Raw genomic sequence first — 13603 nt, 5'->3', positions numbered from 1 at the left:
CGCATCGGCGGCTGGCGATCCCCGGCGTACTGCTGGCTGTGGCTGTCGGCCTGTCTGCGTGTGCTCCATCCGTGGCACCGCTCGACGGGCCTCCGGAGTTCGACGCGGACACAGCTGGCCTCCCGGGTCAGGTGGAGACCTTCTTCGGCTATCTCGCCGGTGGGCAGGCGGCCGCGGCCTTGAGAATGACCGATGTCGCGATCGATGAGAGCGCTCCGGGTGCTCCGTTCATCGGTGACGAGGCTTATGAGTCCCTAATGGATCGGCCGTCGCTCAAGAACGTCGGGGAGCCCAAGGTCTCGGACGACGGCACCCTGGCCGACATCGACGTCACGTACGCCATCGGGGCGGACGAGCGGTCGGAGACTCTCCAGCTCGCGTATGTCGATAAACAGGGCGACATTCCCGCCCACTGGGTCTTCGTCGTCGACCCGGCGTCGGCCGGCTTCGACGCCGCGGGCGCCGCGGACCTCCCCTCCGGTACTCGCTACAGCGTCAACGGCGTGGATGTCACGTCGGCGTTCGAGAATCTGTCCGGCTCGTCGTCGCGTGTCATGGCGTTCGCGGGAACCTACCCACTGGAGATCGCTGTTCCTGGTACGACGCCGACGACCGAGACGATCGCCATCGATGTCGACACGCTGTTCGGCACCATGAGCGCCGACGGCAAGTTGTCGGGGTTCGCCGACTCGCTCGGTGGCTGAGGCGCAGCGGGCGCCTCGATCGTTCGCTGAGCTCATGTGAGCGCACGGATGCGTGCCAACCTGCGCCCGTTCAGCAGCCGGGTCCGCCCGGATTCTGTGCGCAGGTCTGGTCGACGAGGGCGGTGCGAGCTTCGAGGACCCGGAGTGCCTGCGGCGCCGCATCCGCGACCACGGTGCCGCTGACCGCTCGCGTCGTGACTCCGAAGTCGACGACGGCTGCGTAGGCGACGCTCACAGTGACGGTGTAGTCGCCGGGCGAGACGAAGGTATGGCTCGTGGGGGTCGGCGTGAACTGCGCTTGTCCCAGTGCGGCCCAGGGCGCGCCGCCCGTCGACGTCGTACTGATCGCGCCGTCGCCGTAGTCGAACCGGAACCCGACAGGGGTGAAGCGAACAGTGACCGGGCGTCCGAAGAGCGTGCCCGCGATCGTGTGCTCGGAGGCGCCCGCGATGACGTTGGTGGGAAGCCCCGCCACGCCGAGCCCCGCCGGCTCGGCGGCGAAGGACGGCCTCTGCGGAGTGAACGCCGCGAGATCGGCCACCGTGACCGCGGGAATCTCCTCCGTCGCCTCGTCCTGCGGAATCTGTTCGTAGAGGAGGTCCATTCCGTACGGGTTCGCAGGCTCCGCGGGGGTCGCCCCACCGCCTCCGGGCCCGCTCGTCGGGATCCACTCCGACCCGCCGCCGTTTGTTCCCGGCTGCGTCTGCGTGCCCTCCACGATGACGGACGTGCCGTCTGTGCTGGCGCAGCCGCCCAGCACTGACGGGGCTCCGGCGCATCCAGGATTCGACGTCGCTAGAAGCAATCCCATGAGGAGCAGGGCCGCGTTGAATGTCGCACTTACGAGCATCGGCCAGCAATCTCGCTAGGACGTATCTCAAGAAGCCTTGCGATCGCGATATCGACGTCGACCGCGACGGACTGAATATCGGGGCGAGACTCAGGGACGATTGAGGAGCCGTTCGAGTCAAGAACGTCGACTTCAGAGACATCCAGACAAACCGCGATCGTCGCGATGTTGTCACTCCTGTTCAACAGCTCAGCATTGGAGTAGGTGATCTTCCCAGAGATCGTGTTGCCCTCAGCGTGCAGTTGCGAATAGCTTTCGCGTTCCGATGCGTTGAGCTCTCCAGAGGTCAGCTCGTACACCGGCTCAAAGGTGGCGGGATCGCTGAGGTCGACCTGGTTCAGCGCATCGATGTACGCGCGGTAGGTCGCCTCGGCGGCGGCGAAGGCCTCGGCCTCGGTGGCGAATCCCGTCGGGGTGGGCGTCGGGTCGGGCGCCGGCGTCGTGCAGCCGGACACGCCCAGCGCGACGAACAGGCCGATTATGGCCGCAATCGAGACGTGACGCCGGGACATGCCGACACGGTATCGGCGGGCAGGCGACGTCGGCTGGGCTTATCCACAGCCGGCGGGCGGCCGCATCCGCTCGCTCGTGCGCGCGGTCGACGTTCCGACCGTCGGAGATTCTCGCCGATGTCGGAGGATTCAGGCACAAACCTCCGACGGAACGCGGAATCTCCGACGGTCGTGCGACGGATGCGCGCACCGCGCCGACGAGCACGCGCTCCGCAGTGCCGCGAGCGGGGGAGGAGAGGTCAACCCCAGCGGCGGACGGCCCACTTCTGCAAGACCGCGAGCAGGGAGTCGGTGAGCTTGCCGATGACCGCGAGCAGGATGATGGCGAGCACGATCTGATCGACGCGCCCGTTGTTCTGGCCGCGCAGGAGCAAGAACCCGAGGCCCATGGATGCGCCGAGGAGCTCGGCCGCCACGAGGAAGAGCCACGCCTGCACGAGCGCCAGCCGCAGCCCGGAGAAGAGCGCGGGCAGAACCGCGGGTAGCTGCACCGTGAAGAACAGCCGCAGGCCGGTGTAGCCGAACGAGCGGCCCATCTCGACGAGCTGTGCGTCGACGTGACGCAGCGCGAGCGAGACCGTCGTGAAGACGGGGAAGAACGCGCCGATCGCGATGAGGATGATCTTCGACTGCTCGCCGACCAAGAACCACACGATGAGCAACGGGACCCACGCGAGGCTCGGCACGGCGCGGATGACGCCGAGCGTGGGGGAGAGCAGCGCGTCCCAGAACCGCGACAGCCCGATCAGACCGCCGAGCGAGATGCCGAGCAGCGCACCGGCGGTGAATCCGATGACGACCCGCTGCAGCGAGATGGCGGTGAACTGCCACAACTCACCCCGCTGGGCGAGGTCCACGCCCGCGGTGAAGACGGCCTCGGGACTCGGGAACTTGTACGCCGGCACGATGGGTGCCGCCGGGTTCGTCAGCAGGAACCACAGCGCGATGAGGACGACCGGCACCACCCAGCCCAGGAGGGTGCGCACGCTGCGGCGCGACAGCGGCCCGGGTGCGGATGCGGTCTGCGACGTACGTGCAGGGGTGCCGGTCGTGCTCATCGTCGTATCGTCCTCTCGGCTGCAGGTGTCAGCCCTTGGCCTTCTCGGCGAACTCCGGCGCGAACAGGGTGTCGAGCGCCTGGTCGACCTTGTCCTGCGATTTCACGTCGCCCAGCGAGACCTGGATCGCGCCGATCGGGGCGAGCACGCTCGACAGCGCGGAGCCGGGCACCGGATCGACATCGAGCCCCTCACGCTCGTCGATGACCTTCTGGGCGACGGCGAGATCGATCGAGGCGGCATCGGTGAGGATCTGCGCCGTCTCCTCGGGGTTCTCCAGCGCCCACGCACGCGCACGCTCGTACGTGTCGACGACGACCTGCACGATCTCGGGGTGGTCCTTGATGATCGATTCGGTGGCGTTCAGCACGCTGTACGAGTTGAAGTCGAGGTTGCGGTAGAGCAGCTTCGCGCCGCTGGCCTCCGCGGACGCCATGATCGGGTCGAGACCCGCCCATGCCTGCACGGATCCGCCCTGGAGCGCAGCCCAGCCGTCGGCGTGAATGAGGTTCTGCACGGCGACGTCGTCGATCGACAGGCCCTCCGCCTCCAGAGCCTGCACGAGGAAGAAGTACGGGTCGGTGCCCAGGGCTGCAGCGACCGACTTGCCCTTCAGGTCTGCCACCGATGTGATGTCGGAGTCGGCGGGCACCACGAGCGCGGACCACTCGGGCTGTGCGACGACATCGACGATCTGCTGGGGCACGTCGTTGGAGCGGGCGAGCAGCGCTGCCGAGCCCGCCGTCGAACCGAAGTCGATGGCACCGGCACGCAGGGCCTCGTTCGCCTTCGACGAGCCCAGCGACTGCACCCACTCGACGTTGTAGCCGTCGGCCTCGAGCCAGCCCTGATCCTTGATGATGAGGCTGAGCGGGTTGTAGGTCGCCCAGTCGAGCTTGATGGTGACGTCGGATGCGACGGCGTCGCTGCCAGCGGCAGCGGGAGCATCCTCACCGGCGACGCAGCCCGAAAGGGCGACGGCGGCGACGGCGAAGCCGGCGAAGGCACCGAGGAAACGGCGTGAGCGGGACATGAGGGCCTCTCGATTGCTGTGGAAAGGAAGGGTGCGGAAGGGAGAGCGTCAGTGCGCGTGGCGATCGATACCGAGCGCGCCGAGCAGATCGGCACGGAGCTCGGCGAGTTCGGCTGAGCCGCGGTCGCGCGGGCGGGTTCCGGGAACCGTCACCAGGCGCTGGATGCGGGCACCCGCCGAACCCGGCTCGACGCCGAGAACGATCACCCGATCGGCGACCTGCAGGGCCTCGTCGACGTCGTGCGTGACCAGAAGCGTCGTCGTGGGTGCTTCGTCGAGGATCGAGAGCAGGAGGTCCTGCATCTTGAGCCTCGTCAGCGCATCGAGAGCGCCGAACGGTTCGTCGAGCAGGAGCACGCCGGGGCGTCGCGCGAGCGCGCGAGCGAGCGAGGTGCGCTGCGCCATCCCGCCGGAGATCTCGCGCGGACGGTGGTTCGCGAAGGCGGTGAGCCCGATGAGCTCGAGCAGGGATCCGATGCGCTGAGAGCGCTCGTCGCGCGAGAGGCCGGGACCGAGCCCGAGTGCGATGTTCTCCGAGACGGATCTCCATGGCAGCAGCCGCGGCTCCTGGAAGCCGATCGCGACGCGGGCGTCGTGGGCAGCGACAGGCCGATCGTCGATCGACACCGACCCCTCGCTCGCGCGATCGAGGCCGCCCGCGATGCGCAGCAGCGTCGACTTTCCCGAGCCGGAGGCGCCGAGGATGGCGACCAGCTCGCCCGGCTCGACCGTCAGGTCGATCCCGTCCAGCACGACGTGCGTGCCGAAGGTGCGCCCCAGGCCGTCGAACTGCAGACGGGATGCGGGCGCTCCCGCATCCGGGTGGACGCGGTTCGTGGCGACGGCGGTGCTCATGACGGGCTCCTCGGGGCGGGCGGGGGTCGAGTCCCGAAACTAACGAGCCTCGCGGGCCGGAGCACACCGGCCGACACGGGAGGTAACAAGCCGTCACCGCAGCGCCGCCGCGGTGCACGGTGCGCTGGCGTAGGTTGGAGGGGTGAACGCCGCCCACGCTGACCAGTTGCGCCTGTTGGACCTCGCCGACATCGACGCCCGCCGCGCGCAGGCCGATCACGCCCGACGCAACCCTCCGCAGGCCGCGCGGATCGGCGAACTCGTGAAGGCCAAGCAACAGCTTGCGCAGGAGCTCGCCGCGCGCCAGAACGTCGTGGACGACGTCGCCGTGGAGCTGCGGCGGGTGGAGGGCGATGTGGCGCTGGTCGTCGCGCGACGTCAGCGCGATGAGGAGCTGCTGCAGAAGACGGCGAGCGCCAAGGACGCCGTCGGCCTCGAGCGCGAGCTCGCGTCCCTCACCCGTCGTCAGGAAGAGCTCGAAGAGGCGCAGCTCGAACTCATGGAGCGTCTCGAAGCCGCGGAAGCGGCCGTCGCCGAGCAGCAGCAGCTCGTGGCCGCGAACAACGACGAGGGATCGCGCCTCTCGGCGGAGGCGAAGGAGACGGTGGAAGCCGCGTCGGCGCTCGAGCAGCAGCTCGGCCGCGACCGCGCCGCCGTCGCCGGCTCCGTTCCGGAGCAGCTCCTCGCGCTGTACGAGAAGCTCGCGACGCGCTCGGCCGGGGCGGCACTGTTCCAGGCCCGCACCTGCGGCGGGTGCCACATGATGCTCTCCGGCACCGACCTCGCAGCCCTGAGGCAGGTCGCCGACGATGTCGTCGCGACATGCCCGGAGTGCGGCTGCATCCTCGTGCGCACCGCCGAGTCGGGGTTGTGATCCGCCGCGGTCGGATGAGATGACCGGCCGCGAAAGCACGCCGTCGCCTGCGTGGCGCATCGTCGCTGCGGACGGCATCCGCGACATCTCTGAGGATGTGGACAAAGCGCCCGCACCGACCCGCTGGGTGTGGGCCGACACCGGCGTGAGCTACCCCGCCATGCTCGCGGTGGGGGAGCGCGTGGCGCGGGCGTGGGATGTGCGGCTGGCGCGCCGCATCCTGCGCCACAGTCCGCTGCGTCCCGCGAGTGTGCCGTGGAGCGCGAGCGACCGATGGGATCTCGCCTCGTCCGCGCCTGACGGCGGTGAGACCCTGTTCGCGTTCGACGAGGTGCCGGCCTTCGGGCTCGACGAGGTCGAGGCCGAGTGGCGTGCCCAGCAGGGGGTCATCGCGGCATCCCGCGATCCGGGGCGATTGTCGCTGCTCATCAACGCGGAGTCCGCCGGCGCGCTGGTCGCCGCAGAGATGCACGCGGCGGGGTTGCCCTGGCACCGTGCGACACACGAGCGGATCCTGATCGACACGCTCGGTCGTCGCCCACTGGCAGGCGGTGTGCCCGACCGGATGCGCGAGGTGGGTGAACGGGTACGCGCAGCACTCGGTGACGCGGCGCTGTCGCTGGACTCCCCGCCGAGAGTGCTGCGGGCGCTGCACCGGGCCGGGTTGACGGTGGGCTCGACGAGCAAGTGGGAGCTGGCTCAGGTCGAGCATCCGGTGGTGGAGCCGCTCCTGGAGTACAAGAAGCTCGCGAGGCTCTACACGGCGAACGGCTGGGCGTGGCTGGACGAGTGGGTACGCGATGACCGCTTTCGCCCCGTGTACGTGCCGGCAGGCGTCGTGACCGGTCGATGGGCATCGAGCGGCGGAGGTGCGCTGCAGATTCCCCGTCAGTTGCGTCCGGCCGTGCGCCCCGATCCGGGCTGGGTCATCGTGGATGCGGATGTGGCGCAGCTCGAGCCGCGGGTGCTCGCAGCGATGTCGCGTGACACGCGGATGGCGGAGGCTGCGCGCGGGCGGGACCTCTACGAGGGGATCGTGGCGACCGGCGCCGTCGCGACCCGCGAGGAGGCGAAGTATGCGGTCCTCGGTGCGATGTACGGTGCGACGACCGGCGACAGCGGACGTCTGGTGCCGCGTCTGCGCAAGACGTTCCCGACCGCGATGGCTCTCGTCGACGATGCAGCGGTCGCCGGTGAGGACGGCCGCGGGGTGGCCACGTGGCTCGGACGCGGCACTCCCGACGCGGAGGCGCCGTGGCTTGCGCTGCAGTCTCGCGCCAGCGAGGCGGATGCGGAACAGGGAGTGCGAGAAGGCGCGCTGCGCGCGGCCAGGGAACGTGGCCGCTTCACGAGGAACTTCGTCGTGCAGGGCGCGGCGGCGGAGTGGGCGTTGTGCTGGCTGGCGGAGATCCGGCGGCGCCTGGATGCGCTGCCAGGGGCATCAGGGCCGCCCGCATCCGCATCCGGACCTGCATTCTCGAGCCGTGCGCATCTCGTGTTCTTCCTCCACGACGAGGTGATGGTGCACGCGCCGGAGGAGTTGGCGGAAGCAGCCGCGCGGGTCGTGGCCGAGGCCGCCGAAGCAGCAGGTCGCCTGTTGTTCGGCACGTTCCCGATCGACTTCCCGCTCGACGTCGAGGTCATCCGGCACAAGCCGGAGGATGCGGACGCGCCCCGGTAGACTCGGAGCGCGAATGGGTCGGCTGGACGGTCGCGTCGCGGGAAACCGCGCCGAGGAACGTCCGGGCTCCGTAGGGCAGGGCGGTGGGTAACACCCACCCGGAGCAATCCGCGAGACAGTGCCACAGAGAGCAGACCGCCCGGGTTTCGACCCGGGTAAGGGTGAAAGGGTGGTGTAAGAGACCACCGGGGTCGTGGTGACACGACCCGCACGGTAAACCTCGTCCGGAGCAAGGCCAGACAGGGGATGATGACGCGGCTCGCCGAGTCCCCGGGTAGGCCGCTGGAGCGGCACGGCAACGTGTCGCCGAGAGAGATGACCGTCCACGGGGCGAAAGCCCCCGGACAGAACCCGGCGTACAGGCCGGCCCATTCGCACCCGCGTTTCGTCTCGCCTTCGGCTCGCTCAACGACCGGTGGGTTCGCCCCCGTGTTTCGGCTCGCTCGACGAACGAGTGGGTTCGCCCCCGCGTTCCGGCTCGCTCGACGAACGGGTGGATTCGCATCCGGTCGTTGAGCGAGCGTAGCGAGTCGAAATGTCCGCGCCCCGGTCACTGACCGGTGACGGTCTCCTCCAGATCGGGCTCGACACCCAACGAGAGTGCCGCCGCGCCGATGATGCCGGCGTTGTTGCGGTGCACAGCGGGGACGATCGGCGTGCGGAGCTCGAGCAGGTGAAGGAACTTGTCGGCGTGCTTGGACACACCGCCGCCGACGATGAACAGGTCGGGGCTGAACAGGAACTCGACGTGCGAGTAGTACCACTGCAGGCGTTCCGCCCACGCCTCCCAGCTCAGTTCGTCGCGCTCCATCGCGGAGTAGGCGGCGTACGCCTCGGCGTCCTTGCCATGCTTCGCGCGCTGCAGGTGACCGAGCTCGCTGTTGGGGATGAGGACGTTGTTGTAGATGACGGCCGAGCCGATGCCCGTGCCGAGCGTCGTGAGGATCGTCAGCCCATCGACGCCCTTCGCGGCGCCGAAGCGCATCTCGGCGACGCCGGCCACATCCGCGTCGTTGGCGAAGTGGATGTCGCGGCCGAGGCCCTCCTCGAAGAACTCCTCGGCGGGGAAGTCGATCCACTTGTCCGAGACGTTCGCCGCCGACAGCGTGCGACCGTTCTTCACGATCGCCGGGAAGGCGACGCCGAGCGGGTAGTCGGAATCTGCGACGTCGAGCGTGTCGAGCACGCTGCGCACCGCATCCAGAACGTCCTTCGGCTCTGCGCCCGAAGGTGTGGACACCTTGATCCGGTCGCTGATCAGCTCGCCCTTCTCGAGGTCGACGATTCCACCCTTGATGCCGGTTCCGCCGATGTCGATACCCACCGCGCGAGACTTCTCTGCTGCCATGAGTTCAGCCTATCCAGCACACGGGTCGCGATCAGTAGGATCGTCTCGAGAGCGATGAGGAGTCTGCCGTGAGCGAAGACAGCGAGAAGTACTGGTACAACCTCACCACCGGCAAGGTGGAGCGAGGTTTCGAGTCCCCGGCGATCGACCGCGCCGGCCCCTTCGACACCGCCGAAGAAGCGGCGAACGCCCCCGAGCTGATCAAGCAGCGCTCCGCGCAGTGGGCGGCTGACGACGCCCGCGAAGACGACTGACGCGCCGCTCGGAGCGCACCCCCACCACGTGATCGGGCCCCGCGGGGCCGGGAGGAAAAGCATGGACAAGCAGCGCGATTTCGTACTGCGCACGATCGAAGAGCGCGGCGTCAAGTTCATCCGTCTCTGGTTCACCGATGTCATCGGAACGCTGAAGTCGGTGGCGATCGCCCCCGCAGAGGTCGAGGGAGCCTTCACCGAGGGACTCGGCTTCGACGGTTCTGCGATCGAAGGCCTCACACGAACCTTCGAATCCGACCTGCTCGCCCATCCTGATCCCACGACCTTCCAGATCCTCCCGTGGCGCGGCGAGATCGACCCGACCGCGCGCATGTTCTGCGACATCACGACGCCCGACGGCCAGCCCGCGGTCGCCGATCCGCGTCACGTCCTCAAGCGCACGCTCGCGAAGGCCTCGGATGCCGGGTTCACCTTCTACACTCATCCCGAGATCGAGTTCTACCTGCTGAAGTCCTCGACCTACGGTCCGGACGGTCCCGAGCCGGTCGACTCCGCCGGCTACTTCGACAACGTCCCCGGCGGCACGGCGCACGACTTCCGACGCCGCTCGGTGCGGATGCTGGAAGACCTCGGCATCTCGGTCGAGTTCAGCCACCACGAGGGCGGTCCGGGTCAGAACGAGATCGACCTGCGCTACGCCGACGCGCTGGCCACCGCCGACAACATCATGACGTTCCGCACGGTCATCAAAGAGGTGGCCATCGAGCAGGGCGTCTACGCGACGTTCATGCCGAAGCCGCTCAGCGGGCAGCCCGGTAGTGGCATGCACACGCACATGTCGCTGTTCGAGGGGGACCACAACGCCTTCTACGAAGAGGGCGCGCAGTATCAGCTTTCCAAGGTCGGTCGTCAGTTCATCGCCGGCCTGCTGCGGCACGCCAACGAGATCTCGGCGGTGACGAACCAGTTCGTGAACTCCTACAAGCGCCTGTGGGGCGGCGACGAAGCCCCCAGCTTCATCAGCTGGGGCCACAACAACCGCTCGGCGCTCGTGCGCGTGCCGCTGTACAAGCCGAACAAGGGCGGCTCCTCGCGAGTCGAGTACCGCGCCCTCGACTCGGCCGCCAACCCGTACCTCGCCTACGCTCTCATGCTCGCTGCGGGGCTGAAGGGCATCGAAGAGGGCTACGAACTGCCGCCCGAGGCCGAGGACAACGTGTGGTCGCTCACCGATTCCGAGCGTCGCGCGCTCGGATACGCACCGCTGCCGGCGAGCCTCGACCAGGCGCTGCAGTACATGGAGGAGTCCGAGCTCGTCGCCGAGACGCTGGGCGAGACCGTCTTCACCTATGTGCTGGCCAACAAGCGCCGCGAGTGGGCGGGCTACCGTTCGCAGGTGACGCCCTTCGAGCTGCAGAGCAACCTCGAGATGCTCTGAGCCGGCGATGGCCGGCACGGAGCGCTCCTCGAGCCGAACGGACCTCGTCCGGCTCGGGCTCGGCGACCTCGAAGCGGCCGAGCAGGCGTTCGACGAGCTCGTCGAGCTGCTGGCTCTGAGCCGCGGCGAGGTGATCGCCGATCTCGGCCACGCTGCCGACCCCGACGGCGCGCTGCGCTGCGCGAGCAGAATCGCACGACGCAACCCGGACGCTGTCACGGCGACGCTGCGCGATCCGCACGCGCGCCGAGTGTTCTGGCTGCTCCTCGGAGCCTCGGACGGCTTCGGCGAGTTCTATCTGCGCCACCCCGAAGAGCTGGCAGACCTCGCGACGGCGGGAGAGATCCTGCCGCGGGCGGATGAGATGCAGCGGGAGCTGCAGGAGTCGGTCGGCGCCGAGGACGGCTTCGCCGCATCCGGGGACGAATCCTCCTGGGTCGCACTGCGCGTGCGCTATCGGCGGCTGCTGGCTCGCATCGCGGCATTCGATCTGCGGGCGCCGGATGCGATCGACGTGCTCCCCGAGGTCGCTGCGGCACTCGCGGATGCGGCGGGCGCCGCTCTCGAGGCATCGCTCAGTGTCGCCCGCACGCGCATCTCGCAGGGCCGACCGGGAGGGCTGTTTCCCCGGGAGCAAGTGGCCGCGACGCGCCTCGCGATCATCGGCATGGGAAAGACCGGCGCTCGCGAGCTGAACTATGTCAGCGACGTCGACGTCATCTTCGTCTGCGGCGCCGCCGAGGGCGCCGAGGAGGAGTGGGGCGAGAGCCGTCTCATCGACATCGCGACGCGCCTCGCCGTGCAGACGATGCAGGGCATCTCGGGCATCGAGGTCGAACCGCCGCTGTGGGAGGTCGATGCGAACCTGCGCCCGGAGGGCAAGCAGGGGGCGCTCGTGCGCACCCTCGAGTCCCACCTCTCGTACTACGACCGTTGGGCGGGCAGCTGGGAGTTCCAGGCGCTGCTGAAGGCGCGGCCGCTCGCCGGCGACCTGGAGCTCGGACGCGAGTACGTCGCCGCCGTGCAGCCCAAAGTGTGGACGAGCGCCGCGCGCGAGAACTTCGTCGACAGCGTGCAGCGGATGCGGGAGCGCGTCACGGATCACATCCCCGCGCACGAGGTGCCGCTGCAGATCAAACTCGGTCCCGGCGGCATCCGCGACATCGAGTTCACCGTGCAGCTGCTCCAGCTCGTGCACGGGCTCACCGACGACCGCATCCGTCAGCGCGGCACCCTGGACGCGTTGGATGCGCTCGTCGCAGAGGGCTACATCGGGCGGGCCGAGGCTGCTGCCTTCGCCCGGGACTATCGGTTCCTCCGTGTGCTCGAGCACCGGCTGCAGTTGCGCGGACTTCGTCGTACACACCTCATGCCCGAGAAGGACGATGATCGCCGCGTGCTCGCGCGCGCCAGCGGCGTCGCCGACAGCGCCGCAGGGGTCACCGCGGAGTGGGAGCGGGTCAAGCGCGAGGTGCGCGACATCCACGTGCGCCTGTTCTACCGGCCTTTGCTGTCGGCCGTCGCGGCGCTCCCGGAAGGCGAGCGCACGCTGTCCGCCGCGCAGGCGCACGATCGTCTGGCAGCGATCGGGTTCCAGGACCCCGCCGGTGCGCTCCGGCACATCGCGGCGCTGACGAGCGGGATCAGCCGCAAGGCGACGATCCAGCGCCATCTCATGCCGATCATGATCCGGTGGTTCGCCGACGGCGTCGACCCCGACTACGGGCTGCTCGCCTTCCGTCGCATCAGCGAACGGTTGGGGGACACCCCGTGGTTCCTGCGCCTGCTGCGCGACTCGTCTGCGGCTGCCGAAAGCCTCACCCGCGTGCTGTCGGGCTCGCGCTACATCGGCGAGCTGATGGAGTGGATTCCGGAAGCGGCGGCGTGGCTCGACGATCCCGAGCTCCTGCGCCCGCGCAGCGGTGTCGCGCTGCAGACCGAGGCCCGCGCGATCCAGACACGGCACGACAGTCTGGACGACGCGATGCCCTTCGTGCGCGCGCTCCGACGCCGCGAGCTGCTGCGCACCGCGATGGCCGCCGTACTCGGTGTGCTCACGATCGAGGAGCTCGCCGATTCGCTCAGCACGATTACCGAGGTGACGATCCAGGCGACGCTCCGCGCCGTGCGTCGCGAGGTCGTGCCGCCCGAAGACGACGCGCTCGACTTCTCCGTCATCGCCATGGGGCGCTTCGGAGGACGAGAGCTCGGCTTCGGCTCGGATGCGGACGTGCTGTACGTGTATCGGCCGAACGGTGTCGACCCGGAACGTGCGCACGCGCTGTCGCTGAAGCTCGTGCAAGGGCTGCGCACGCATTCCGAAGACCACCGTGTTCCCCTCGATCTCGACGCCGACCTCCGCCCCGAGGGGCGCAACGGCCCGCTCGTGCGATCGCTGGACTCGTACGCGGAGTATTACGGTCGCTGGTCGCTGTCGTGGGAGGCGCAGGCGCTTCTGCGCGCTCGGGGCGTCGCGGGGAGCGTGAAGCTCATCGACGCTTTCACAGAGCTGGCAGACCGCGTGCGGTACCCGGAGCGTGCAGACCCGCAGGGCGTACGAGAGATCAAACGCATCAAGGCGCGTGTCGAAAGCGAGCGGCTCCCGCAGGGCGTCGATCCGTCGCGCCACCTCAAGCTCGGGCCCGGCGGTCTCAGCGATGTGGAATGGCTCGTCCAGCTACTGCAGCTGCAGCACGCCCATGCGGTGCCGGCGCTGCGCACGACCTCGACGACGGATGCGCTGCGCACCGCCGGAGAGGCGGGGCTGCTGCCCGAGAGCGCCGTGCCGCGTCTTCACGAGGCCTGGCGGTTGGCCAGTCGACTGCGTTCGGCGAACACCCTGCTGTCGGCCCAGACGAGCGACGTCCTCCCCGCCGACCGGCGGCGCTTGGACGGCATCGGGCGTCTGTTGGAGTACCCGCCTCGTTCCGCCTCCCGGGTCGAGGAGGACTGGATGCGGGCGGCCCGCCTCTCACGCCGAGTGTTCGAGAAGCAGTTCTACGGATGAGCGGCGGCGAGGGTCGAGCGACGCGTCG

General features: G+C 69.0%; 12 protein-coding genes and 1 other RNA gene. 7 read left to right on the top strand and 6 right to left on the bottom strand.

Features of this window, described 5'->3' with window-relative positions; all coding sequences use genetic code 11:
- Positions 1 to 71: 71 nt before the first annotated feature.
- A complete protein-coding gene (locus tag KYX17_RS16230; RefSeq protein WP_243227968.1) occupies positions 72 to 704 on the top strand; it encodes a hypothetical protein in 633 nt (210 codons plus the stop codon).
- Between the two features lie 70 nt (positions 705 to 774).
- Here the strand turns inward: KYX17_RS16230 and KYX17_RS16225 are convergent, their stop codons facing one another.
- The 5 genes from KYX17_RS16225 to KYX17_RS16205 form a co-directional block, all read right to left on the bottom strand.
- On the bottom strand, positions 775 to 1308 hold the full coding sequence (locus tag KYX17_RS16225; protein ID WP_243227967.1) for a PKD domain-containing protein: 534 nt from the start codon (positions 1306 to 1308) through the stop codon (positions 775 to 777).
- Between the two features lie 236 nt (positions 1309 to 1544).
- Complete coding sequence (locus KYX17_RS16220; RefSeq protein ID WP_243227966.1) at positions 1545 to 2066, bottom strand: hypothetical protein; 522 nt, start codon at positions 2064 to 2066, stop codon at positions 1545 to 1547.
- A 239-nt stretch (positions 2067 to 2305) separates the two neighbouring features.
- A complete protein-coding gene (locus tag KYX17_RS16215; protein ID WP_243227965.1) occupies positions 2306 to 3124 on the bottom strand; it encodes an ABC transporter permease in 819 nt (272 codons plus the stop codon).
- A gap of 28 nt (positions 3125 to 3152) precedes the next feature.
- Positions 3153 to 4157 (bottom strand): aliphatic sulfonate ABC transporter substrate-binding protein, encoded by a 1005-nt coding sequence (locus KYX17_RS16210; RefSeq protein ID WP_243227964.1) that lies wholly within the window; start codon positions 4155 to 4157, stop codon positions 3153 to 3155.
- 48 nt (positions 4158 to 4205) lie between these two features.
- Positions 4206 to 5012, bottom strand: a complete 807-nt coding sequence (locus tag KYX17_RS16205; RefSeq protein WP_243227963.1) for an ABC transporter ATP-binding protein — start codon at positions 5010 to 5012, stop codon at positions 4206 to 4208.
- 142 nt (positions 5013 to 5154) lie between these two features.
- Between KYX17_RS16205 and KYX17_RS16200 the strand changes: the two genes are divergently transcribed.
- From KYX17_RS16200 to rnpB, 3 genes are all read left to right on the top strand, one after another.
- Entirely contained in the window at positions 5155 to 5886 is a 732-nt protein-coding gene (locus KYX17_RS16200) for a zinc ribbon domain-containing protein (RefSeq protein ID WP_243227962.1), read from the top strand.
- A gap of 19 nt (positions 5887 to 5905) precedes the next feature.
- Positions 5906 to 7567 carry a bifunctional 3'-5' exonuclease/DNA polymerase gene (locus KYX17_RS16195; protein ID WP_243227961.1) on the top strand — a complete coding sequence of 554 codons (1662 nt, stop codon included), beginning with the start codon at positions 5906 to 5908 and terminating at the stop codon, positions 7565 to 7567.
- Between the two features lie 14 nt (positions 7568 to 7581).
- Positions 7582 to 7942: RNase P RNA component class A (gene rnpB, locus KYX17_RS16190), an RNA gene on the top strand.
- Between the two features lie 175 nt (positions 7943 to 8117).
- Here rnpB and ppgK read toward each other — a convergent pair.
- A complete protein-coding gene (ppgK, locus tag KYX17_RS16185; RefSeq protein ID WP_243227960.1) occupies positions 8118 to 8915 on the bottom strand; it encodes a polyphosphate--glucose phosphotransferase in 798 nt (265 codons plus the stop codon).
- Between the two features lie 68 nt (positions 8916 to 8983).
- Here ppgK and KYX17_RS16180 point away from each other — a divergent pair, with 68 nt between their 5' ends.
- The 3 genes from KYX17_RS16180 to KYX17_RS16170 all read left to right on the top strand — a co-directional run bounded on the left by KYX17_RS16180 (position 8984) and on the right by KYX17_RS16170 (position 13575).
- Positions 8984 to 9169 (top strand): SPOR domain-containing protein, encoded by a 186-nt coding sequence (locus KYX17_RS16180; protein ID WP_243227959.1) that lies wholly within the window; start codon positions 8984 to 8986, stop codon positions 9167 to 9169.
- Positions 9170 to 9230: 61 nt separating this feature from the next.
- Positions 9231 to 10568 (top strand): glutamine synthetase family protein, encoded by a 1338-nt coding sequence (locus KYX17_RS16175; RefSeq protein WP_243227958.1) that lies wholly within the window; start codon positions 9231 to 9233, stop codon positions 10566 to 10568.
- Between the two features lie 7 nt (positions 10569 to 10575).
- Complete coding sequence (locus KYX17_RS16170) at positions 10576 to 13575, top strand: bifunctional [glutamine synthetase] adenylyltransferase/[glutamine synthetase]-adenylyl-L-tyrosine phosphorylase (protein ID WP_243227957.1); 3000 nt, start codon at positions 10576 to 10578, stop codon at positions 13573 to 13575.
- The last annotated feature ends 28 nt before the right edge of the window (positions 13576 to 13603 follow it).

This window comes from Microbacterium sp. CIAB417, from assembly GCF_022788845.1.
The sequence above is the reverse complement of the archived record's forward strand: the minus strand, read 5'-3'. Positions and strand labels throughout refer to the sequence as shown.